General features: G+C 73.8%; 22 protein-coding genes. 15 read left to right on the top strand and 7 right to left on the bottom strand.

The features are described 5' to 3' along the window. The first annotated feature begins 200 nt into the window (after window positions 1–200). The 13 genes from R4Z63_RS18470 to R4Z63_RS18410 all read left to right on the top strand — a co-directional run bounded on the left by R4Z63_RS18470 (window position 201) and on the right by R4Z63_RS18410 (window position 14,369). Entirely contained in the window at window positions 201–1,760 is a 1,560-nt protein-coding gene (locus R4Z63_RS18470; RefSeq protein ID WP_384446300.1) for a phage tail sheath family protein, read from the top strand. A 74-nt stretch (window positions 1,761–1,834) separates the two neighbouring features. Beyond that, a complete protein-coding gene (locus R4Z63_RS18465) occupies window positions 1,835–2,275 on the top strand; it encodes a phage tail protein (RefSeq protein ID WP_030031999.1) in 441 nt (146 codons plus the stop codon). Then, a complete protein-coding gene (locus R4Z63_RS18460; RefSeq protein WP_037918765.1) occupies window positions 2,272–2,769 on the top strand; it encodes a zinc-ribbon domain-containing protein in 498 nt (165 codons plus the stop codon). Before R4Z63_RS18465 ends, R4Z63_RS18460 begins: the two co-directional genes overlap by 4 nt. Then, on the top strand, window positions 2,766–2,924 hold the full coding sequence (locus R4Z63_RS18455; protein WP_167344733.1) for a DUF6760 family protein: 159 nt from the start codon (window positions 2,766–2,768) through the stop codon (window positions 2,922–2,924). The genes R4Z63_RS18460 and R4Z63_RS18455 overlap by 4 nt, the downstream gene beginning before the upstream one ends. Before the next feature lie 2,326 nt (window positions 2,925–5,250). Then, complete coding sequence (locus R4Z63_RS18450) at window positions 5,251–6,192, top strand: hypothetical protein (protein WP_491522561.1); 942 nt, start codon at window positions 5,251–5,253, stop codon at window positions 6,190–6,192. Window positions 6,193–6,229: 37 nt separating this feature from the next. After that, window positions 6,230–6,655: a phage tail protein gene (locus tag R4Z63_RS18445; protein WP_030710062.1), complete on the top strand. Its 426-nt coding sequence runs from the start codon at window positions 6,230–6,232 to the stop codon at window positions 6,653–6,655. Between the two features lie 98 nt (window positions 6,656–6,753). Further along, complete coding sequence (locus R4Z63_RS18440; RefSeq protein WP_037918754.1) at window positions 6,754–7,479, top strand: CIS tube protein; 726 nt, start codon at window positions 6,754–6,756, stop codon at window positions 7,477–7,479. Further along, the gene (locus tag R4Z63_RS18435) at window positions 7,476–9,293 is read left to right on the top strand and encodes a VgrG-related protein (RefSeq protein WP_384446294.1); all 1,818 of its coding nucleotides are present in this window, start codon (window positions 7,476–7,478) and stop codon (window positions 9,291–9,293) included. The genes R4Z63_RS18440 and R4Z63_RS18435 overlap by 4 nt, the downstream gene beginning before the upstream one ends. A 46-nt stretch (window positions 9,294–9,339) precedes the next feature. Next, a complete protein-coding gene (locus R4Z63_RS18430) occupies window positions 9,340–9,657 on the top strand; it encodes a PAAR domain-containing protein (RefSeq protein WP_384446292.1) in 318 nt (105 codons plus the stop codon). Then, window positions 9,657–10,079 carry a GPW/gp25 family protein gene (locus R4Z63_RS18425; protein WP_037918745.1) on the top strand — a complete coding sequence of 141 codons (423 nt, stop codon included), beginning with the start codon at window positions 9,657–9,659 and terminating at the stop codon, window positions 10,077–10,079. Before R4Z63_RS18430 ends, R4Z63_RS18425 begins: the two co-directional genes overlap by 1 nt. Further along, the gene (locus R4Z63_RS18420) at window positions 10,079–12,052 is read left to right on the top strand and encodes a putative baseplate assembly protein (protein WP_384446290.1); all 1,974 of its coding nucleotides are present in this window, start codon (window positions 10,079–10,081) and stop codon (window positions 12,050–12,052) included. The genes R4Z63_RS18425 and R4Z63_RS18420 overlap by 1 nt, the downstream gene beginning before the upstream one ends. Beyond that, on the top strand, window positions 12,049–12,657 hold the full coding sequence (locus R4Z63_RS18415) for a phage tail protein (protein WP_384446288.1): 609 nt from the start codon (window positions 12,049–12,051) through the stop codon (window positions 12,655–12,657). The genes R4Z63_RS18420 and R4Z63_RS18415 overlap by 4 nt, the downstream gene beginning before the upstream one ends. A 5-nt stretch (window positions 12,658–12,662) precedes the next feature. Continuing rightward, complete coding sequence (locus tag R4Z63_RS18410) at window positions 12,663–14,369, top strand: NADase-type glycan-binding domain-containing protein (protein WP_384446286.1); 1,707 nt, start codon at window positions 12,663–12,665, stop codon at window positions 14,367–14,369. 8 nt (window positions 14,370–14,377) lie between these two features. Here R4Z63_RS18410 and R4Z63_RS18405 read toward each other — a convergent pair whose 3' ends face one another. The 6 genes from R4Z63_RS18405 to R4Z63_RS18380 form a co-directional block, all read right to left on the bottom strand. After that, complete coding sequence (locus tag R4Z63_RS18405) at window positions 14,378–15,637, bottom strand: ABC transporter permease (RefSeq protein WP_384446284.1); 1,260 nt, start codon at window positions 15,635–15,637, stop codon at window positions 14,378–14,380. Beyond that, entirely contained in the window at window positions 15,627–16,301 is a 675-nt protein-coding gene (locus R4Z63_RS18400; protein WP_384446282.1) for an ABC transporter ATP-binding protein, read from the bottom strand. The genes R4Z63_RS18405 and R4Z63_RS18400 overlap by 11 nt, the downstream gene beginning before the upstream one ends. After that, window positions 16,294–17,790, bottom strand: coding sequence for a peptidoglycan-binding domain-containing protein (locus tag R4Z63_RS18395; protein WP_384446280.1), 1,497 nt, complete (start codon window positions 17,788–17,790; stop codon window positions 16,294–16,296). The genes R4Z63_RS18400 and R4Z63_RS18395 overlap by 8 nt, the downstream gene beginning before the upstream one ends. A gap of 4 nt (window positions 17,791–17,794) precedes the next feature. Next, window positions 17,795–18,739 carry a hypothetical protein gene (locus R4Z63_RS18390; RefSeq protein ID WP_157840190.1) on the bottom strand — a complete coding sequence of 315 codons (945 nt, stop codon included), beginning with the start codon at window positions 18,737–18,739 and terminating at the stop codon, window positions 17,795–17,797. 72 nt (window positions 18,740–18,811) lie between these two features. Then, window positions 18,812–19,159 (bottom strand): peptidase inhibitor family I36 protein, encoded by a 348-nt coding sequence (locus R4Z63_RS18385; protein WP_037918730.1) that lies wholly within the window; start codon window positions 19,157–19,159, stop codon window positions 18,812–18,814. Window positions 19,160–19,696: 537 nt separating this feature from the next. Then, window positions 19,697–20,434: an SDR family oxidoreductase gene (locus tag R4Z63_RS18380; RefSeq protein WP_037918726.1), complete on the bottom strand. Its 738-nt coding sequence runs from the start codon at window positions 20,432–20,434 to the stop codon at window positions 19,697–19,699. A gap of 92 nt (window positions 20,435–20,526) precedes the next feature. Between R4Z63_RS18380 and R4Z63_RS18375 the strand changes: the two genes are divergently transcribed. After that, a complete protein-coding gene (locus tag R4Z63_RS18375) occupies window positions 20,527–21,390 on the top strand; it encodes a LysR family transcriptional regulator (RefSeq protein ID WP_384446277.1) in 864 nt (287 codons plus the stop codon). A gap of 245 nt (window positions 21,391–21,635) precedes the next feature. On the opposite strand, the gene R4Z63_RS18370 is transcribed toward R4Z63_RS18375, so the two are convergent. Then, complete coding sequence (locus tag R4Z63_RS18370) at window positions 21,636–22,532, bottom strand: NADP-dependent oxidoreductase (RefSeq protein WP_384446400.1); 897 nt, start codon at window positions 22,530–22,532, stop codon at window positions 21,636–21,638. Between the two features lie 162 nt (window positions 22,533–22,694). On the opposite strand from R4Z63_RS18370, the gene R4Z63_RS18365 reads away from it, so the two are divergent. Then, window positions 22,695–23,111, top strand: coding sequence for a winged helix-turn-helix transcriptional regulator (locus R4Z63_RS18365; RefSeq protein ID WP_384446275.1), 417 nt, complete (start codon window positions 22,695–22,697; stop codon window positions 23,109–23,111). Window positions 23,112–23,128: the final 17 nt, after the last annotated feature.

The following is a 23,128-nucleotide window of genomic DNA, read 5'->3' as shown; positions in this document are numbered from 1 at the left end:
CGGACTGTCCGGGCGGACTGTCCGGGCGTCCGGTCCGGACGGACGAGCGGGCGGGCGGGCTGCCTGGACGGCCCGCCGGGAGGAGACCGGAAGGGCAGCGCGCTTGCCCCTGACCAGGCCCGAACGCCCCTGCCGGCGGCCGTCGTCGCGCGGAAGGCTGTGACCGGAACCGATAGCCGATCCGTGTCGAAGGAGCGAGCATGCCGACGTACCTCACCCCGGGCGTGTACGTGGAGGAGGTGCAGTCCGGTGCTCGTCCGATCGAAGGGGTCGGCACCGCCGTCGCCGCGTTCGTCGGGTTCGCCCAGAGCGGGCCCTTCCACGAACCGACGCTGGTCACCAACTGGGACCAGTACGCACAGCACTTCGGTGGCTTCACCGAGGGCTCCTACCTGGCCCACGCGGTCTACGGCTACTTCGCCAACGGCGGCGGCGCCGCGTACGTCGTCCGCATCGGCGGGCCGACCGCCGACGCCTCCGCACCGGCCGCCGCGGGATCGGTACCGCCGCCGCGCGCCGCGCAGCCCGTCGAGCTCGGCGGCTTCCTGATCACGGCACGCCCGGGCATCGCCGGTGTGTCCGTCGAGATCGCCGACGCCGACGGGGACAACCCGCCGGAGGACCGCTTCAAGCTCCTCGTCCGCCAGGGCGAGCAGATCGCCGAGACCTACGAGGCCTCCGCCCGCAAGAACGTCAAGGGCTACCTCGTCACCCAGGCACGCGCCTCGAAGCTGATCGAGGTCACCGAGCAGCGGTCCGCCACCCAGACCCGGCCGGCCGGCCAGACCGTGGCCCTGCCCGACGCGCCGGGCCCCGTGGCGGCCGCGACAGGCCAGGCGGCCGTGTCCCGGCTCGACCCGGCCGAGTACGTCGGCGACGCGGGCGCCCGCACCGGCTTCGCCGGCCTGGAGACCATCGACGAGATCACCATGGTCGCGGTGCCCGACCTGATGAGCGCCTACCAGCGCGGCGAGATCGACGCCGAGGGCGTGCGCACCGTACAGCTCGCGGTGATCTCCCACTGCGAGCAGATGGGCGACCGGGTGGCCGTCCTGGACACCCCGCCCGGCCTGTCCGCGCAGCAGGTACGCACCTGGCGCAACGACGACGCGGGCTACGACTCCCGCTACGCCACCCTCTACTACCCGTGGGTGAAGGTCTTCGACCCCGCCTCCGGCCGCAACACGACCGTCCCGCCGAGCGGCCATGTCGCCGGAGTGTGGGCGCGCAGCGACGCCGAGCGCGGCGTGCACAAGGCCCCCGCCAACGAGGTCATCCGCGGCGCGGTGGACCTGGAACTGCGCCTGAGCAAGGGCGAGCAGGACCTGCTCAACCCGATCGGCGTGAACTGCGTACGCGCCTTCCCCGGCCGCGGCATCCGGATCTGGGGTGCGCGCACCCTCTCCTCCGACCCGGCCTGGCGCTACCTGAACGTGCGCCGCCTCTTCAACTACCTGGAGGAGTCCATCCTCCTGGGAACCCAGTGGGTGGTCTTCGAACCGAACGACGACCGGCTCTGGTCCAGCATCCGGCGCAACGTCACCGCGTTCCTGACCGAGGAGTGGCGCCGCGGCGCGCTGTTCGGCCGCACGGCGGCGGAGGCGTTCTACGTGAAGTGCGACCGGGACAACAACCCGCAGGAGTCGATCGACCAGGGCCGTGTGGTCTGCGAGATCGGTGTGTCGCCCGTGAAGCCCGCCGAGTTCGTGGTGTTCCGGCTGGCCCAGTTCTCCGACAGCACCAGCCTCGTCGACGAGTGACCCTCCGGGGCGGCGGCACCGGCGGCATCCGCAGGGCCGACAGCACCAGCAGCAAGGAAAGGTGAAGGACAGTCATGGCAGAGGGCGATGCTCTTTCCACCCATATCTTCGGCGTGCAGCTCGGCGGCTACCTGGTCGAATCGATCCAGGAGATCAGCGGCCTGACCGTCGAGGAAGAGGTCGTCGAAGTCCGCCAGGTCAGCGCGGAGGGCAAGCAGATCATCCGCAAGCAGCCCGGCGCGCGCCAGGCGGGCGAGGTCACGATCACCCGAGGACTCGACAAGAGCAGCGAGTTCACCAAGTGGATCAAGGAGACCCTCAACAACGGAGCGGTCGACACCGCGCGGCAGAACCTCACGATCGAGATCAAGGACTCCACGGGCGCGACCATCCGCCGCATCCAGCTGATGCAGGGCTGGGCCTCCAAGTGGGAGGGCCCCTCCCTCAAGGCCGGCGAGTCCGCCGCGGCCACCGAGTCCGTGACCATCGTGTTCGAGGAGATCATCGTCGAATGAGGCGCCGTACCGTGACCGCGGGCAGCCTGGAGGAGATCCTCCAGGTCACGGCGCCCACCCAAGCCCCGGAGCAGGCGGCGGCGCCCCCGGCCGCCGCCGCTCCGGCCCCCCGTGAGGACCACGGGTTGCGCACGGAGTTCGAGTTCGAACTACCGCGCGGCTACGTGGACGAGGCGGGCACGGTGCACCGGCACGGCTCGATGCGCCTGGCCACCGCACGCGACGAACTCCGCCCGCAGATCGACCTGCGGGTCAAGGAGAACCCGGCCTACCTGAGTGTGGTGCTGCTGAGCCAGGTGATCACCCGGCTTGGGACCATCACCGACGTGCACGCGGGGGTCGTCGAGCGGATGTACGCGACCGACGTGGCGTTCCTCCAGGACTTCTACCGGCGCGTCAACAGCGAGGGCCACACCCGCGCGGCGGTCACCTGCCCACACTGCGACGGCGGCTTCGAGGTCGACCTCTCCGGTGGGCGCCTGGGGGAATCGTGACGTACGCGCTCCCCCGGCTCCGGGAGGAGATCGCGTACATCGCCTACCACTTCCACTGGCGGCGCGACGAGATCCTCGACCTGACCCACGGCGAGCGCCAGGACTGGGTCACCGAGATAGCTCGAATCAACACCCGTGTGAACGAAGGCGGTTGAGAAAATGGCATGGCGGGACAGGCTGCGTCGACGCGCCGCTGTGCCGGAATCCCTGCCGGAAGCCGCGCCGGACTCCGTGACCGGCGCCGGCACGTCGGCACCGGGTGCGGCGGCGCGGAGCGCTGCCGCACCCGGTGACTGGGACGGCGGCTGGCGGATGACCGCACCGCCCGTGCTGACCGTCTCGCGTTCGGTCACCGGCGTCAGCGACGGACTCGCCTTCCGTTCCGGCCTGGCCGCGTGGCGCAACCCGTCGTTCGACACGGGCCTCGCCCACGGGCTCCTGCCGTCCGCCCCGGCCGGACTCGTCCGCGGGGTCGCCCGCCCCGCCACCGCCCGTCCCACCCACAGCGGCGGCGGGCCGCTGCTGCTCCGGGCGCTGCCCACCGAGCCGACCGAGCCCACCGAACCGGGTGCTGGCCATCAGCCCGAGCAGGCGCGGCCCGTGCGCGAGACCCCGCAGGTCTCGCGCCGCCCCGGGCCCGGCGCCGCCGCACCGGGCCCGGGGCGCCCGGACACCGCACGACCGAAGCCGGGTGCGGACCGTCAGCCGGACGCCGCCGCACCGGGCCCGGTTGTCTCGCGAGCCGGGGCCCGGGGGACCTCGGACCGGACCGCGGCTCCGAAGCCCGCGTCCGGGTCCGGATCCGGGTCCGGGTCCGGGTCCGGGTCCGGATCCGGGTCCGGATCCGGGTCCGGGTCCGGGTCCGGGTCCGGGTCCGCGGCGAACGCCGTGTCACCGACCCCCCTACGGCCGCGGGTCAAGGGTTCCGCGGCCGGGTCTGCAGCCGGGACGAGGGGCCTGGTATCCACGCCTTCCGCAGCCGTACCCGAGGCATCCGCGCCCGCGGTGCAGCGGGCCGCCGAGCCCGCCCGGACGGCGCCGCCCACGCCGTTCCCCGTGGTCCGCCGTATCGCCGTGGTCCCCGGGTCTTCCGCCGCCGAAGGCATGTCCGGCCCGCCCGCCCAGCGGACCGCCACCCCCGCACGGGCGGCCGCGGCCCGCCGGCCCGCTCGTACCGGCGAGGAAACTCCCGGCAGCGCCCGCACCCCCGCGGTCCGGCCGCGCCCGGTCGGGCGTACGCTCACCGTCGCCCGCGTCCCTGCCACACCGCAGCGCCGCGTGGCCGCTGTCCGTCCCCCCGCCGTACCCGTGGCCGGCCCAGGTGCGCCGGTCCAGCGGGCGCAGCCCCGCGCCCCGCTCGGCACGCCTCCCACCGAGTCGGCGCCCCCGTCCACACCATCAACGCCCCCGGCACCGGCCGCCGTACCCGCCCTGCCCGTGGTGCAACGCCAGACCGAACCCACCACTGCACCGGCAACACCCACCGGGAGCAACCCGGCACCGGCCGCCGTACCCGCCACGCCCGTCGTACAGCGTGAGGCCGAACCCACCACCGCAAGCACGCCAGCACCGGCTCCGGCTCCGGCTCCGGCTCCGGAAAGGCCGATGCGCACCCGCGCACCACTCGGCGCACCACTCACCGAACTCCCCCCCACCGCCACACCGACCGCCACGCCCCACACCAACCCCACCACCGGCCCGGCAGCAACCACCCCCGCCATGCCCACCCTGCAACGCCGACCCGAACCCACCACGGGCAACCCGGCAACGAACGAACCCCCGCACACCCGCGCCCCGCTCGGCACCCCACCCACCGAGACAGCCCCCCGGGCCACACCGCCAACGCCCCCGGCACCGGCCGTCGTACAGCGTGAGGCCGAACCCACCACCACAACCACACCGGCTCCGGCTCCGGCTCCGGCTCCGGAAAGGCCGATGCGCACCCGCGCACCACTCGGCGCACCACTCACCGAACTCCCCCCCACCGCCACACCGACCGCAGCGCGCGACACCAACCCCACCACCGGCCCGGCAGCAACCACCCCCGCCATGCCCACCCTGCAACGCCGACCCGAACCCACCACGGGCAACCCGGCAACGAACGAACCCCCGCACACCCGCGCCCCGCTCGGCACCCCACCCACCGAGACAGCCCCCCGGGCCACACCCACCACCCCCAACGCCGCACCCGCCCTGCCCGTGGTGCAACGCCAGACCGAACCCACCACCGCACCGGCAACACCCACCGCAACCACGCCGGCTCCGGCACCGGCACCGGCACCGGCACCGGAAAAGCCGATGCGCACCCGCGCACCACTCGGCGCACCACTCACCGAACTCCCCCCCACCGCCACACCGACCGCCACGCCCCACACCAACCCCACCACCGGCCCGGCAGCAACCACCCCCGCCATGCCCACCCTGCAACGCACGGCGGACGCGCCTGCCGGGCAGCATCGGTCGGTACCCGCGGATCGGTCCGTGCCGCGCGGACGCCCGGGTCTGGGGGCGCCCCTTCCCGCGCTGCCGCGGAGCGCAGCCGCGCCCCGGGCCGCCGCGCGGCCACAGGCGCCGGCGGTCCACGCGCCCCCGCCGGACGGGGGCGGCTCGCACCGCGGCGGCATCCAGCGGACCACCGCCACCCCGCCTCGCTCGGGCCCCGTGCCGGGTCCGGTCCCGCTCGTCGCCGCCCGAGCCGTCGGCAAGCGGGCGACGCCCGATGCACCCCCGTCCCTCCAGCTGCTGGCGGCGCGGCCCCTCGCCCTCGGCACCCGTGACGTGGCGGGCATGGGCAGCGCGCCGGCCGCCGCCCCTCGGACGGCCGGCCGGCCTGTGGTCCCGGCGCGCTGGTCCGCCCCGTCGGCAACCGCCCCGCAGCAGGTCCAGCGTGCCGCGGCCCCCGCCCCCGGTACGGCCGCCCCCGCCGCCCCCGGCCGAACCGGCCGCTCCACACCCACCGCACCGGCCGTGCGCCCGGCGCCCGTGTCGGCCGCGGCCCCCGCCAGGACGGCGGCGGCGCTCCTGCCCGTGACCGGCCCGTACACGCCCCCGCTCGTGGTCCAGTCGGCACCCGCCGCTCCGGCCTCCGGTTCCGTGCCGGTCGTACGGCCCGGGGCGCCGGCCCCCACGGCCCTCCCCGGTCCGTCCGCACCCGGTCCGGCCGCCCCCGCTCCGCCGCCCAGCCCTCCGGCGCCCGGCCCGCCGCCCCCCGTACAGCGCGACACGGGCCGGACCGGTCCCACCGCGACCGCGACCGCGGCCGCCCGACCCGGCGGCGGACGCGAAGCCGCACCCCACGGCGGCGGCGACCTCGATCTGGACGAACTGGCACGACGTCTGCTCGACCCGGTCGCGCGCCTCCTGCGCACCGAGTTGCGGCGCGGCCGGGAACGCGCGGGCCGGCCCTTCGACGGGCGCCGCTGAGAACACTGACGAACGAGAAACGGATGACGACACACCGATGACGGACAACATCTTCGCGACCAGTGTGTTCTTCCGGCTCGCGATCGGCGGCAACGACCTGGGCGCCTTCCACACCTGCTCGGGCATGGGCGCCGAGGTCGAGATGGAGAGTTACGCCGAGGGTGGCAACAACGGCTTCACCTGGCAGCTGCCCGGCCGCGTGACCTGGTCGAACATCACTCTCACCCGGCCCGTCACCGCCGACACGGCGAAGATCGGCCGCTGGCTCGACGAGACACTGCGGCGGGTCGAGCCGAAGGACGGGGAGATCGTGGCGCTGCGGCCCGATCTGAGCCGGATCATCAGCTGGCAGGTGTTCGGGATCGTTCCGGTGCGCTGGCAGGGGCCGTCCTTCGACCCCGCCAACTCGGCCGCGGCCGTGGAGACGTTGGAGATCGCCCACCAGGGGCTGCTGCCCTCCTGACCGCCCGCCCCGGCCCCTCCCCCACCCACCCGTCCTCGTACGCCCCGCACCCGCACCAGCCCTCGCCCCCGCCCCCGCCCCGGAAGGAAGTCCACGGCATGGCCTTTTCGGCACGCGCCAGCCGCGCCCGGGCCCAGCTCACCCTCAAGGAGCCCCCGGCCTCCGTCGGAGCCAGGCCCGGCGGGACGATCGCCCGCCTCGACCTGCAGTTCAACCCCTCGACCCTGCAGCTGGGCAAGACCACCGAGTGGCGGCGCTCCCCGTCTCGGATGGCGGGCCAGTCGGCCCTGCCCGAGTTCGTCGGCAGTGGCCCGCGCACGCTGAGCCTGGACGTGTTCCTGGATGCCACCGCCACCCACGACAACTCGGTGGAACAGGCGGTGGAGAAGCTGATGAAGGCATGCGTGCCGACCCCGGCCAGCCTCGGCCGCAAGAAGCCGGCGAGCCCCTGGGTGCGCTTCGAGTGGGGCAGCGCGCGGACGACGTCGTTCGACGGGGTCCTGTCGAACCTGTCGGTGTCGTACACGCTCTTCGACGTGGACGGGAAGCCGCTGCGGGCCACCTGCTCGCTGTCCATCGAGGAGGCGAGCGTGGACCCGCCCGGTCAGAACCCGACCTCCGGCTCGCGTACCGCCCGCAGCACCCACACCGTGGTGGCGGGCGACAGCCTGGCCATGCTGGCCTGGCGCGAGTACGGCGATGCGACGGCCTGGCGGGCCATCGCGGAGGCGAACGGCATCGACGACCCGATGGCACTCGTCCCCGGCACCGAGATCGTCGTGCCGGCCACACGGGACCGGCACGGCGAGGAGGAACAGCGGTGAGCGGGTCGGAGTCGGGGGGCCGGTCGTTCGCGGCCGACCCCATCGTGGAAGCCCCAGGCGAACTGCCGCAGATCTGGACGGCGCAACTGGTCAGCTGCGTGGTCGACGAGAACGTGGGCCTGCCCGACACGGCGGTGCTCACCTACCGCGACCCCGACCACGAGTTCCTGCGCGCCACCGGCATCACCATCGGCACCCCGCTGCGGGTGTCGGTGGCGACCGTGAAGGGGCAGGCCCGGGAGCGGTTGTTCAACGGCGAGGTCACGGCCCTGGAGATCGACCGGGACCGCACCGGCTCGTTCACCGTCGTACGCGCCTACTCCACGGCGCACCGCCTCCAGCGCGGCCGCAAGGTCGTCGCCTACCGGAACATGACGGCCGCCGCCATCGTCCGCAAGGTGGCCGCCGGAGCCGGCCTGGCCGTCGGGAAGGTGGAGGCCGCGCCGGTCACGTACCAGCAGCTGTCCCAGGCGAACGTCTCGGACTGGGACTTCCTGCAGTTCCTCGCCGGTGAGAGCGGCGCACAGGTACGCGTCGACGACAACGGCGTGCTCCAGTTCACCCGGCCCGTGCAGGCGTCCGGTGCGCCCTCCCCGTCGACGTCGGCGGTGCGCGACCCGATGGTCCTGGAGTACGGACGCAACCTCCTTGCCCTGCGGGCCGCCCTGTCGGCGGCCGACGGCGCCTCGAAGGTGCAGGTACGCGGCTGGGACGTGACCACGAAGCGGCCGCTCGTCGCCGAGCAGCCGTCCGTGGTCAGCGACACGGTGGTGCCGGGCCTCGCCCCGCAGTCCGCCACCCGCTTCGGGGCGGCGTCCGTGTCCGTCACCGACACCCCGTACCGCACACAGGCCGAGACGACGGCGGTCGCGAAGGCGGCTGCGGCCCAGATCAGCTCCGGCTTCGGCGAGCTGGAAGCGGTGGCCGAGGGCAACCCGCTGCTGCGCGCCGGCAAGCCGGTCGCACTCGGCAACGTCGGGCAGGCGTTCTCCGGCCGGTACACGGCGACGGCCGTCCAGCACGTCCTGGAGCCGCACGGCGGCTTCCGCTCGACGGTGTGGGTCAGCGCCAGCCCGGACCGCTCCCTGACCGGTCTGGTCACCGGTGCGAACGCGCCGGGCCGCGGGCCGCGCATACCCGGTCTGGCGATCGGCGTGGTGACGGACGTGCGCGAGCCGAACGGCTCCCAGCGCGGCGCGGTCCGGCTGAAGTTCCCCTGGCTGGACGACACATACGTCTCCGACTGGGTCCGTACCGTCCAGTGGGGCGGCAAGGGCGGCGGCGGGGTGGTCAGCCCGGAGGTCAACGACGAGGTACTGGTCGGCTTCGAGCAGGGCCTGCTCGACAGCCCGTACGTCATCGGCGGCCTCTACAACGGCGTCGACGAGCCCTCGCCGCACGACGTACCGCTGGTCGACGCGACGAGCGGCAAGGTCAACCGGCGCTCGATCGTCTCGCGTTCGGGCCACCGGGTGGAACTGCTGGACGCGGCGGCGCCCGGCCCGTCCGGGCTGCGGCTGGTGACCGGGGACGAACGGCTCGAAGTACGCATGGACGACCGCCGGGACCGGATCGAGGTCACCGTGTACGCGGGCCGGGGCCGTCCCGCGGCCTCCGTCCTCATGGACAAGGACGGCATCACCCTCGACGCCCGGCAGGGCACCGTGAAGGTGTCCGGCCGCCAGGTGGACATCGACGGCACCGCCGGGGTCAGCATCGGCGGCCGGTCGGTGAAGGTCTCCGGAACCTCGGACGTCACGGTCGACGGCGGCCTGCTCGCCGTCCTCAAGGCCCGCCTCATCCGTATCAACTGACCCCGCAGCCCCCTACACACCGACCGCCGTCTCCGAGGAGCACCCGATGCCAGCCGCAGCCCGTACCGGCGACCCCACCAACCACGGTGGCCGGCTCGCCACTCCGCCGCCCGGCGCCGCCGCGGCGGTGGCCACGGTGCTGATCGGCGGCCGGCCCGCCGCCGTCGTGGGCAGCCTGCACGTCTGCGTGGTCCCGCCGCACGCCGCCCTCGGACCGGCCAACGTGGTCATGCCGAACCCGACGGCCCTCGCCTCGGGGACGGTCCTCATCGGGGGACTGCCCGCCGCACGCGCCCGCGACCAGACCGCGTGCGGCGCGATGGTCCTCACCGGCGCCCCGGACGTCCTGATCGGAGGCGTGTGATGAGCGAACGGTTCATCGGACGCGGCTGGGCCTTCCCCCTGCGCGTCGGCCCGACCGGCGGGATCGCCATGGTCGAACGCGAACGCGAGCTGGAAGAGGCCATCCGCCTCGTGCTGGGCACCGCGCCCGGCGAACGGCCCATGCGGCCCGAATTCGGCTGTGGCATCCACGAGTACGTGTTCGCCCCCGGCGACGGCGACACCGCCGGCCGGATCGCCCAGCAGGTGCGCGAAGCACTGGAACGCTGGGAGCCCCGGATCACGGTCGACGACGTCGCCGTCGCCTTCGACTCCGTCGAGGCGGGCACCCTCTACATCGATGTGCACTACACGGTGCGCACCACCAACGACCGGCGCAACCTGGTCTTTCCCTTCTACACGATCCCCTCCGAGGAGGGGGCCGAGGAAATGGTCGCGGACTGATGGCCCTGCCCTCCCCCAACCTGGACGACCGACGGTTCCAGCAGCTCGTCGACGAGGCGAAGCGGTACGTGCAGCAGCGCGCCCCGGAGTGGACCGACCACAACGTCTCCGACCCGGGCGTCACCCTCATCGAGACGTTCGCCTACCTCGTGGACCAGCTGCTGTACCGGCTCAACCGGGTCCCGGACAAGAACTACCTGGCGTTCCTGGACCTGTTGGGCATCCGGCTGTACCCGCCGTCGGCCGCCACCGCCGACGTCGACTTCTGGCTGTCGGCCCCCCAGCCCGACACCGTCACCCTGCCCGCGGGCACCGAGGTGACGACCGAGGTGGCGACCGCGGCCGGCGACACCGAGGAGGTCGTGGTCTTCGCCACCACCGACGACCTGCGGATCCTGCCCAGCGAGCTGACGAAGCTGGTCACCGCGCCCCGCACCGGTGAACCGGCCGACCGGACCGGCGCACTTGCCGAAGGCCGCGACATACCCTGCTTCCAGGCCGTGCCCGAACCAGGCGACGCCCTGCTCTTCGGACTGCCCACGGCGGTGCCACGCTGCGTCGTCGCGGTGCGCCTGGACAGCCGCGTCGAGGGCGTCGGCGTCGACCCGCGCCAGCCCCCGCTGGTGTGGGAGGCGTGGAACGGCGGCCGGTGGCAGCGCTGCGCCACGGACTCCGACAGCACCGGCGGCCTCAACCGGCCCGGCGAGATCATCGTGTACGTCCCGGCCGGGCACACCACCTCGGTGATCAGCGGGACCCGCGCGGGCTGGCTGCGCTGCCGGGTCACCGAACCCGAACCCGGCCAGCCCTTCTACTCCGAGTCCCCGACCGTGCGCGAAGCCGCCGTCTTCACCGTCGGCGGCACCATGACGGTGGAGCACGCCGAACGCGTGCGGGACGTACCGCTCGGCGCGTCGGAGGGCGTCGCGGGACAGAGCTTCCGGCTCGGGCGCCCGCCCGTGCTGCTCGACGGGGAACCGCCGGTGGTGGAGGTGTCCTCCCCCGAGGGCTGGCAGCGCTGGGAGGTCGTCGAGCACTTCGGCCGCTCCGGTCCTGACGACCGGCACGTCCGCGTCGACGCCACCACCGGCGAGTTCACCTTCCCGCCGGTGCTGCGCGAGGCCGACGGCAGCCTGCGCGCCTGCGGCGCCGTACCGCCCAAGGGCTCCCACATCCGGGTGGCCGGTTACCGCACCGGCGGCGGCCCGGCGGGCAACGTCTCGCGCGGTGCGATCTCCGTACTGCGCAGCTCGGTCCCCTACATCGCCCGGGTCGTCAACCGGGAGGCGGCACGCGGCGGCGTCGCCGGGGAGACCGTCGACAACGCCAAACTGCGCGCCCCGGAGGCGCTGCGCATGCAGGAACGCGCGGTGACCGCCGAGGACTACGAGATCATCGCCCGCCGGACGGCGCCCTCGGTGCGCCGGGTGCGCTGCCTGCCCGCCGCCGACGGCGACCGCGGCGCGGGTTCGGTCCGCGTCCTCGTCGTCCCGGACGCGGTCGCCGACGAGGACGACCGGCTCCGCTTCGAGCAGCTCATCCCGTCCGATCAGGTCCTCGCCGCAATCACCGCGGCCCTCGACGAACGGCGCCTGATCGGCACCGGCCTCGTCGTCGAACCGCCCGTCTACCAGGGCGTCACCGTCGTCGCCCGACTGTCGGCGCCGGCCGCCGACGCCGACCGGGTGCGCGACGCGGCGCTCGCCGCGCTGTTCCGCCACCTCAACCCGCTGCACGGCGGACCCGACGGCACGGGCTGGCCGTTCGGCCGGCCCGTGCAGTACGGCGAGGTGTTCGGCGTCCTGCAACGCGCCGTCGGGGACGTCCTGGTGGAGGAGATCCGGCTGTTCGCCGCCGACCCGATCACCGGTCGGCGCGGCGCCCCGGTCGACCGCATCGACATCGGCGCGGGCACGCTCGTCTTCTCCTACCAGCACCAGGTCGTCGTGACGGAACCCGAGGTGCACGGATGAGCCGCGCCGCCGTGCCCGGCCTGCCCAGCCGGCACCCGATCGGCGAGCAGTTGCCCGCGCTCTACGCCGACGACGACTTCGCCCAGCGGTTCACCGCGGGCCTGGACACGGTCCTGGCCCCGGTGTTCACGACTCTCGACAGCCTGCCCGCATACTTCGACCCCCGGCTCGCCCCGGCCGACTTCCTGTCCTGGCTGGCCTCCTGGGTCGGCGGCGCGGACGACCCCGACTGGCCGACCGCGCTGCGGCGCGAGGCGGTGGCCCGCGCGGTGGAACTGCACCGGTGGCGCGGCACCCGGCGCGGTCTGGTCGAGGCCCTGCGCCTGGTGCTGGGCCTGTCCGCCGAGGTCAGCGGGGACGGCGCGGCCGTCTGGTCCCGCACGGCCGGCACCGAACCGAACCCCGCGGTGGCCGGCGAGGTCCTCGTACGGGTCTGGCCGCGCGGCACGGAGGGCGCGGAAGGCACGGAGGGCGCGGAGAGCACGGAGGGGACGCACGGCGTGGACGCCGACCGGGTCCGCGCCCTCGTCCGCAGCCTGTGCCCCGTGCACACGGTCTGCCGGGTGGAGATCCTGTCCGGCCCGCCCGCGCCCGAAGGGAGCTGACGGCAATGCGCCCGTGTCCCGCGTGCGGGGCGTCCAACGCCCCGACGGAAGACTTCTGCACCAACTGCGGCTCGTACCTGAACTGGTCCTCCCCGGCCCGCACCCCGGCCCGGGAGAACACCCCCGACGACGTCACCCCCAACGACGTCCCCCCAGGCCCCGGCACGCCTCCCGCACCCCGCCGGGAAGGCCCTCCTCCGGGTACGCCGCCCCTGGGCGGAACGCCTCACGAGACCCCGCCCGGGACGGGCCGGGAAGGCGCGGGGCGGCCGGTCACCGACACTCCTCGGGCCGGCGCGCCCCGGCAGGGCGAGCCACAGGAGGACACGGTCCAGGAGGCCCCGGTCCAGGAGGACACGGTCCGGGGCGCCGCGCCCCGAGAAGGCACCCCGCAGGACGGCGGCGCACTCCCGGCCGGCCCCCCGGGCATGGCAGGGGAGGCCGCGGCCCCGGGACGCCCGCCCCAGACCGGCGAGGTCGAGGAGCGCACGGCCCGAAGCGACACCCCCGACGGGAGCGCGCCCCGGGAGGGCTCCCCGCAGGACGAAGCGCCGTCCCGGCAGGACACGACCGAGGTCGGCGGCGCCCGGGATGCCGCCTGCGAAGACCGGACGTCCCAGCGGGGAACGGTCCCGGAACGGGACTCCGCCCGGACGGCCACCGGGGCGGAATCCGGTCTGGAATCCGGCTCTCGCGCGGTGCCCGCGCGCGGTGTCGCGGATCGGTGGTTGTCCTGGCTGCGCAGGAAGCCCGACCGGTCCGCACCCGCCGGGACCGGGTCCCACCGGGCCGGTTCCACCGGTTCCGACCAGGCCGGTTCCGCCGGGGCGGCGGGACCGGCCCGCGACCAGGACGGGGCGGCCGGGCCCGCCCGGGTTGCTCCGGCGCGGCCGACTCCGCCCGCGCCGCGGCCCCCCGCGCCCCCCGCGGCAGCGTCACCGGCTCCGGTGCTGCCCGCCGTGCCGGTCGCGCCGCGCCCCGTCGTACGGCCCCTCGCAGCCGGCGACGACGTCGCCGGCGTGCCATGCCCGGCCTGCGGCACCGCCAACCCGCCCGACCGTCGTTTCTGCCGCCGCTGTGCGTCGCCGCTGGCGCCCTCCCCCACCGCCGCGCCCCTCCCGTGGTGGCGCACGGTCTGGCCGCTGCGCCGCCGGGCCCGCGCCGGCTCCGGACGGTTGACCCGCTTCCTGGTGGTCCTGGCCGTCGTACTGGCCCTGTGCGCGGCCGGTTTCCTGCTGTTGCCCGCCGGACGGCACCTGGTGGAGGACACCCTGGACAAGCTCGGCAAGGCCAAGGCGGTGACGCCCACCCGCGCCGAGGCCAGCGCCGAGCTGCCCGGCCACCCGGTGACCCAGAGCACGGACGGGCTCAGCAACCGCTACTGGGGCGTGCCCGGCCCCGGCGCCTCGGTGACGTACACCTTCGGCACGCCGTTCCGGCTCGTCGACGTCATCGTCACCAACGGTGCCTCGACGGCACCCGAGGAGTACGCCAAGCAGGGACGCGCCCTGCGCATCGACCTGGAGGTGACGGACCGGGACGGTGCCACGGTCCACGAGGAGCTGGCCCTCAGCGACAAACCGGGCCCCCAGACGTTCCCCCTCGGCATCAGCCACGCCACGACGGTCCGGCTGACCCTCCGGGAACCCGCCGGCCCGGACCCACAGGGCCCCCTCGCCCTCGCGGAGGTGGAGTTCTTCCAGCGCGACTGACGCCCGGCCTAAACGCCCGCCCGGAGCGTCTCGGCGGGCAGGATGCGGGCGGCCGCCAGGGCCGGGTACAGCCCTGCGGCCAGCCCCACCAAGAGGCCCACCAGCGGGCCTGCCGTCGTGAGGGCGGGGTCGAGGACCACCAGCCAGTCCTTGGCCAGGCAGGTCAGAGCGGTGATCTGGATGCCCAGTACCGTGCCGACGACCCCGCCGGCGAGCCCGACCAGACCGCTCTCGATGCAGAACTGCCCGGCGACGGCCCGCCGGGAGGCGCCCAGGGCCCGGCGCAGGCCGATCTCGGAGCGCCGCTCCAGTACGGACACGTAGGCGGTGTTGCTGACACCGAGCGCCCCCACGCCGAGGGAGACGGCGGCCAGCCCGAGGAACAGGGCCCGGGTCTGCGACTCGACGCCCTGGCGGAGGGACCGGGGGTCCGGTGGCACCAGAGCGACGAGCTTGTCCGGGGCACCCGGGGCCAGGGCGAAGGGGGCCTCGGCGCCGATCTGGTCGGCGGCGCCGAGATCCGTACGGATGATCATTTCCGCCGGGGCGAAGCCCAGCCCGGCCGGGTCCTGGAGGGCGGCCCAGTAGGGGACGATCACGGAGCCGGTGAGGTCGGTGTCGCCGGGGGGAGCCCGGAAGACGCCGAGCACGCTGAACGCGACGCCGTTGACGTGGATCACGGAGTTACCGGCCCCGTCGCCGACGGTCAGCCGGGACGCGGCGGCCGTGTCGATCAGGGCCACGCGCTCCCGCCGGGCATCGTGCCCGGTGTCGAACAACCGGCCTTGCGTGAGTTCGGCCGACATGGCCGACAGCGCGTCGGGCTGCGCCGCCAGGACCGTGCCCTCGGGCAGGTCGTTCGACGTGTCCGACGGCAGCCGGGAGACCACCGGCCGTTCACCGGCCTTGCTGACGAGGCCCGCGGCGCGGACCCCGTTGAGTCCCCGTACCCGCTGGGTGTCGCCGCCGTCGGGCCGCGGCCGGATACCGGCGACTTCTTCCGACGGGTACTTGACGGTCACCCGGGTCGCCTTGAGGGCGTCGAACTGGTCGGAGACGGCGCCGGCCGCGCTGGCGGTGATGCCCAGGGTGGCGAGTGCCGCGGCCAGCCCCACGGAGATGCCCACCATCGTCAGCAGGGTGCGGAACCGGCGGCCGAAGAGCGCGAGGAACGCCTGGACGAGCAGGTCCGCGGCGGACGTGCGGGGAGCCGCCGTCCCCACCGCGCCCGTCCCACGCCTCTCACGCCTCCCCCTGCTACGCGACATGGCCGTCCACCACCTTGAAGACGCGGTCGGCGCGGGCCGCCACGTCGGGTTCGTGGGTGACGACGACGACGGCCCGGTCCTGCGCCACCAGTCCGGTCAGCAGGTCCATGACGCGGGCCGAGTTGGCGGTGTCCAGGTTGCCGGTGGGCTCGTCGCACAGCACGACGGCGGGCCGGTGGACGATCGCCCGAGCGACCGCGACCCGCTGCCGCTCCCCGCCGGACAGGGTGGTGGGCCTGACGTCCAGTCGGTGCCCGAGGCCGACGGATTCCAGGGCGGCCACGGCCTGGGGCCGCCGTCGGGCACGGGGCACGCCGAGGTGCACGAGGGGGAGGGCGACGTTCTGTACGCAGGTCAGGTGCGGGACCAGGTGGAAGGCCTGGAAGACGAAGCCGAGCGTCGAGGCCCGCAGCGCGGTGCGGGCCCGTTCGGACAGGTCGGTGGTGTCCTGGCCCTCCAGCCGGTAGCTGCCGCGGGTGGGGACGTCGAGCAGGCCGAGCACGCTCAGCAGCGTGGACTTCCCCGAACCGGAGGGGCCGACGATGGCGGCCAGCCGGCCCGGCAGGATGTCGAGCGTGACGTCGGTCAGCGCGTGCACGGGCGGCGGCCCCGGGTACGTCTTCGCGATGCCGGCCATCTCGATGACGGGGGCCGGGTCAGCCATCGGAGCCCCCTTCGGAGCCGTCCGCCGCCCCTCCGCGGCGCACCAGGACGACCGTCTCGCCCGCGCCGAGATTCGCGTCGAGCGCGTTGACCGCGGAGAGGCCCTCGTGGGTGAACAGCACCTCGACGGGGACGTTGCGCTCCTTGCCGTTCTCGGTAACGGTGACCGTGGACGAGCCGCCGAGGTCGGTCCAGACCGCCGATACGGGAACGGTCAGCGCGCCCTGGGGGCTGCGCCGCAGTTCGACGGCGATCCGCTGGGACGCCCCCTCCTCGGCCTCCGCACCGCTGGGGACGAACAGCGCCTCGTGCCGGCCCGTGTCACCGCCGCCGGAGCCCCCGCCCGCGGTACCGGCGCCGGCGCCGGACGTGCTCCCGCCGTCCGGTCCGCCGGTCTTCGTGTTCCCCTGATGATCGCCGTTTCCGGCGTCGGGGGGTCCGGCGAGGGAGCCCAGGCTGCCCTCCCGGCCTTCGTAGGGGCCGGTGCCGAAGCGGATGACCGCGTCGCTCGGCAGATCGCGCAGCCGGGCGCGCTGGTCCGCGGTGAGGGACGCCCGCACCTGGCGGCCGCCGCTGCCGAGGACGACGAGCGGCTTGTCGGCCGCGTCGCCCACCGCCGCGGTGACCTGGACCACCGTGGCGGGCAGGGTGCTGACGTACGCGACCTCCGCGGCCGGCAGCACTTCTCCGGGTGTGCCGGGTCCGGAAGCAGACGGTGCGGCGGCGCGGCGGGTGGGCGCCGAACTCGCGGCTCCGCCCGTGGCGGGGGCCGCGCCCGTGCCGCCGTCGGTCTCCGCGCCGCCGCGGGGGGCGGCGGCGCCGGCGGCCGTGCCCGAAGGGGCACTCCCGCCACCGCTCCCGCCACCACTCGCGCCGGCGACCTGACGCGGCCCCTCCCCGGAAGGCGCCTCGTACCCGGCTGCCGCGTACAGCTTGCGCACCGCCTCGACGGTGGCCTGCCCGTACGTACCGTTCACCGCGGTCCCGTACAACGGTTTCAGGGCGCGCTGCAGTTGCTGCACGTCCGGACCCTTGTCGCCCGCCTTCAGGTCTCGGTACGCGGGGAAGCGCCCCGGGAGGAGCAGGACCGGGCGGCCCGACACCTCGGCGACGACCGCGCCGGCCTTGAGGCTCTTGCCCGAGGCCGCGGGCAGGGCCGTCACGACCGCCCGGCTGGTGCCCTGCGGCTGGACGCCGGTGATGGTGGTCCGGGAGGCCGTCTCGACCTTCCCGGTCAGTTCCATCGTCTCGACGAGCTGCCGGTCGGAGACCTTCCCCGTGATCCGGGAGGGCGGCGGCGCCGCGGCGTTCGAGGCACGCTGCTCGGGCGTTCTGGCCTGGGACGCGATCCACCAGACGGATCCGGAACTTCCGAACAGCACGATGACGACGGCGGCGATGACCAGGCCCCGCCTGGACCTGTGCCGGGCCCGCCCGCCGGACGGCTCGGCCGCCGCCCGGGCCCCTGCGGGGCGTTCGAGGCTCGTCACGGTACTACGGCGTCTCTCGCAGTAGTTCCTGCGCCCTGGCCTTGGCTTTCGTGATGAGTTCCAGCCAGGCGGTGATCTCCGCCTCGTGCTTCACCAGGGAATCTGCGGACGCCTTGCTCTTGGCCTCCCGGGCCTTCGTGTTGAGCCCGACCTTCGTACCGCATTCGGCATCAGTGGTGGCCTGTTTGATCTCGGCACGCTGCGCGATATCGAGTGCGGCGGTATCGCCGTCCGGAACATTCTCGTAATGCGAAAGCGCCGCCTCCCTCGCCTTCTCGGGGGTCGGAATCTCCGCATAGCCGCCGACTTTCATGCAGGAGGCCCATTCCGTCAAAGCCTTCTGATACGCGTCGTCGTCGGCGAGAATATGCGCGCTGTCCTGTTTCACGGTGTTGTACACCGTCCAGTTGAGGCGCAGATATTCCTTCACATCCCCGTACACGGCCTTGAGGGTCTCGCCGCGGCAGCCCTTCGACGGCACCATGACCTTGCCGCCGCCGAAGTCGAACTCGACCCCGCCCTCGGGCTTGTCCACATAGCCGTCCATGGCCATGCTGTGCGCCCGCTTGACGTCCTCGGGCAACGCGTCGAAGTCGTCGCCGACCTCCTGGGACTTCTGGTTGTCCGACCGGCGCGGGTCCGCGCCGTAGCCCACGGTGCGGGCCGTCTCCAGCGTCGGAGTGAGGTCCTCGCCGCGCTTCTTGCCCTTGCTGCTGTTGGCGCCGTCGGACGGGAAGACCTTGAAACCCTGATCGTTCATGCACTTGCGGATCAGCTTGCCCTCGGCCTCACGCTCCTGCTCCAGTGCCTCGTTGGCGCTGTCGAGTGCGGCCTGTGCCCTGCGGGCCGTCTCCATGTCCTGGGGGGACTTCTCCGAGCAGGCCGAGGCGGAGCCCGTCACCACCGCCATCACCGCGATCGCCGTCACAACCCGGGTGCGCTTGTTCAATGTCCGTGTCCTCCGGAAGGTACGGCCGGGCCGCCCCCGCGAGGCGGGAACGGCCCGGCCTTCGAGCGATGGTCAGCAGCGGGAGCCGTCGTTCAGCGTGTTGCTCGCACCATCGTCGTTGGCGTCCCAGTAGTAGTTCACGGAACCGCCGGGAATGAGACAGATCTCGACGCCCAACGACATCCAGCGACCGCCGTAGGTCTTGGAAGACTGGCTGCGCCGGTTCCACCAGGAGCTGTCGGCCTCGTAAACGGCCGGCATGTCGATGTCCCAGCGGGCGGACTCGTACTTCGTCCGGTACATCGAGTTCCTGGTGGAGAAGTCCCGGTCCTTGTAGATGCAGAAGTTGCCGTCGTAGCAGGTACGGTCCACGGCCGATGCGGATGGCGCCGCGGCGATGACGCCGACGACGGCTGCCATCGCGATGAATCCGGCCGAAATCCTCTTACTGAGCACTCGCTAGTCCCCCTCTTCGGGTGATGACTGATGCAGTGAGAGGGCAGGGCAGCCGAAGCCCTTCCCCCCGGTCGGCTGAGAACCAGGCTAGGCCACCCCGATCGCATGTCAAACGCCAATTCCCTTTGCAACAGGGATTACGGTCGGCTGGAATTGATCATTCAGTGTCCGATATCCGGCTTCGCCGCCCTCCATTTCGACCTTCCGCGCACGCCCGGGCCGAGCACCCGGCGCAGGTCAGCGACGCCCGGAGTGAGGCACGACCGCCGGGGCGCACACTGTCCGGATCTCCGGCACCCGGGCAGGGCGCGAACACGCAACAAAAAATCTCGTCGCCCCGCGGGGCTCGTCACACCGCGGAGCCAAATCCTGACGCACAGTCAACTGCACTGTGGGACCGGTCTGCCGCCCGGATGCAGGCGTCGCCGTCTCATCCGATCCGGTCCGTTCGGACCGTTTCGCGCACCCGCCGGGGCTTCGTCGGGGCAGGGCGGTTCGCCATCACCAGGGGACGACGCCGTTGTCCTCGAAGAACGAACCGCTCGGGCCGCCGTCGGCCAGTGTGGCGAGCCGGATCGCGGTGGCCGCGCCCTGTACGGGGGTGCGGGGTCCGTGGAAATCCGTGAAGTCGGTGGCGACCAGGCCCGGGCAGGCGGCGTTGATCAGGATGTTCGTACCGGTGAACTGCCGGGCGTACTGGACGGTGAGGGCGTTCAGGAACGACTTCGACGGCGCGTAGGCCGCCATGATCGGGCCGATCTCGATGTCGGGGTCCGCCTGCCGGGTCAGCGAGCCGACGCTGCTGGAGACGTTGACGATGCGCGGCGAGGCCGAGCGCCGCAGCAGTGGCAGCATCGCGTTGGTCACCCGGACGACCCCCATGACGTTGGTGTCCACGACCGTGCGGAGCACGTCCAGGTCGAGCGCGGTCGGGTCCTGCTCCCACCCCGGGCCCATCTCGCCGGAGATGCCGGCGTTGTTGACCAGGGCGTCCAGACGCCCGGCCCGCCGTTCGACCAGCTCCGCGGCATCGGTGACGCTCCGGTCGTCGGTCACCTCCAGCGGCACCCCGAACGCGTCCACGCCGAGGGCCCGTAGCTTCCCGACGGCGGTTTCGCGTCGGCTCTCGTCACGGGCCCCCACGCCCACGCGGTACCCGAGGCTGCCCAACCCGGCCGCAATCTCGTACCCGATGCCCTTGTTCGCGCCGGTCACCAGCGCGATCTTCGTTTCGCTCATGCCGATGATGGTGGCCCTCGAACGAACAGCGCGGCCAACACCGATGCGGTGCCCTGTGATACCTGCCGGGTATCACCACGTATGCTGCGGCCGTGGACACGCTGGAGACCCGCGAGTTGAGGTACTTCGTCGCCGTCGCCGAGGAACTGCACTTCGGGCGCGCGGCCGAGCGCCTCGGCATGGCCCAGCCGCCGCTGTCGCGGGCGATCCAGCAACTCGAACGACGTCTCGGGGTCCGCCTGCTGGAGCGCAACCGCCGCGGCGTCTGCCTGACCGGCGCCGGAGAGGTGCTGCTGCACGAGGGCCGGGCGGCCCTCGACGCGAGCGCCGCCGCCGCTCGCCGCACCCGGCGCGCCGGTGGTGCCGACAGCCCCGGCGGCTCCCGCAGTCGGCTGGTCCTCGCGGTGAAGGCCGCCGCGTCCCACGAACTGCTGCGGAAACTCCTCGACGCCTACGCGGCCGAGCCCGACGGTGCCGAGATCGAGGTGCTGCCGTGCGGCCTCTGCGAGCAGGAAGAGCTGCTGCGCGACGGACGCGCCGATGTCGCGCTCATGCACACGCCGTGGAACTCCCTCGCCGGATTCGACAGCGAGGCACTGACGACCGAGGGGCAGGTCGCCGTTCTGCCGGCCGGGCACCCCCTCGCCGCCCGCGAGACCCTGTCCCTGGCCGATGTCGAGGACGTTCCCGGTCTACCGCTCGCCCGCTGGCCCAGCCGCGGCATCTACGCGCCAGGCCCGGGCCCCGAGATCCACAACCAGACGCAACTGGCCCAGCTGATCGCCCTCGGACGCACCGTCGCGGTCGTCCCCGACTCCGCCCGTTCCTGGCTCTGGGCCGAGCACGCGGCCGTCCCCTTGGCCGACGCACCTTCCGTGGTGACCCACATCGCCTGGCCCGCACACTCCCGCTCCCTCACCCTGGCCGGCCTGGTCCGCACGGCCGCACGGCTGTGACCAGGTCCTACCCCCACCGGTCAGCCCCCGGGACGGCTCAGGCGCCACCGGAGCCTGCGGGGGCCGGAGAAGCGGACCGATGGGACCGGACCGCCTGAGCCGGGACACCGCTGGCGCCGGGTGGGGCCGGATGGGCCCGACGCCCCCCGTCACGGCGTCACGGCGTCACGGCGTCACGGCGTCACGGCGTCACGGCGTCACGGCGTCACGGCGTCACGGCGTCACGGCGTCACGGCGTCACGGCGTCACGGCGTCAGGACGATCCTGCCGCGCACGCCGGGCGTCGCGAGCAGGTCGTGCGCCTTCGCCGCCTCGGCGAGCGGGAAGACCTCCGCGACCCGCAGGGTGAGCGCGCCCTCCTCGACCAGGGACACCAGGCGGGCCAGCAGTTCCCCGTCCGCCGCGACCTCCTGCTCCTCCACCCGGATGCCGCGCTCCGCAGCCGGGGCGTGGTGCGGGATCAGGCCCACGTAGACCCCGCCGTCGCGGACGAGGGCCAGTGCGGCCCCGCCCAGGACGGCCGCGTCCAGGACCCCGTCCACCGGTCCGGCCGGAGCGCTGCCGCGCGGCACGAAGGCGGCCGCGCCGAGCGACCGTACGAGCTCCTCGTCCCCCGGGCCCGCCAGGGCCGTCACCACCAGTCCGGCCCGCGCGGCGAGCTGCACCGCCAGGCCTCCGACCATCCCCGCGGCGCCGGTGACCAGCACCGAGGAGCCGGGGGCGAGCCCCAGCTGGTCCACCGCGCGGGCGGCGGTCAGGCCGGCCAGCGGCAGCGCGGCCGCGACCGGGTCGTCCGCCGCGGCCGGCGCGGCGGCCACGGCGGAGGCATCGAGCACCGCGTACTCCGCGTGCGTGCCCAGCGGCTTCACCGGGCCGTGGTGCAGGCCCACCACTCGGTCGCCGCGGCTCCAGCCGGCCACCCCCGGGCCGGTCTCGTCGATCTTCCCGACGACGTCCCAGCCGAGGCCGATCCGCTGCCCGGCCCCGCCGAAGATCCCGGTGCGGACCCCTGCGTCCACCGGGTTGAGCCCGGCGGCCGCGACCTTGATCCTGACCTGGCCCGCCTCCGGACGCGGCACCGGCACCTCGGCCAGCTCGACCCGCTCCGGGCCGCCGAACCCGGTCACCACGGCCGCCAGCATCGTCCGCTCGTCCATGGTCGATGCGCTCATCGTCCGCTCGTTCATCGTTCTCCCCGCTTCCGTCGCCTTCGCTTGTTCCGATGGCCACTAACCTAGGGAGAGGTACTCTCTTTCCGTAAGTACGCACTCGAAGGTGCGTACCCGACCCGGAAGTGGGTGCCCATGGCCACCAGTACCGCCGCGGCCCGCCGCGAGGAAGCCCGATTCGCCTACGACGCCTTCCTCAAGGAATGCCCCACCAGCCAGCTCCTGGCCCGGATCAGCGACAAGTGGGTCGGCCTCATCGTCTGCGCCCTCGGCGAGACCGACGACCGCTCCCTGCGCTACAGCGACCTCGGCCGCAAGATCCCCGGGGTCAGCCAGAAGATGCTCACCCAGACCCTGCGCTCCCTCGAACGCGACGGCCTCGTCACCCGCCACGTCACGCCCACCGTCCCCGTCCGCGTCGACTATCGGCTCACCGACCTGGGCAGCAGCCTCGGCTTGCTGCTCTCCTCCGTGAAGCTCTGGGCCGAGACCAACTTCGACGAGGTCAACGCCCACCGCGACGCCTACGACCGGGCCTCCGCAGCCTCCTGAAATCAGCCGCGGCCACG

Source organism: Streptomyces sp. PL-29 (genome assembly GCF_058344425.1).
This window is presented reverse-complemented; position numbering and strand designations above follow the sequence as displayed.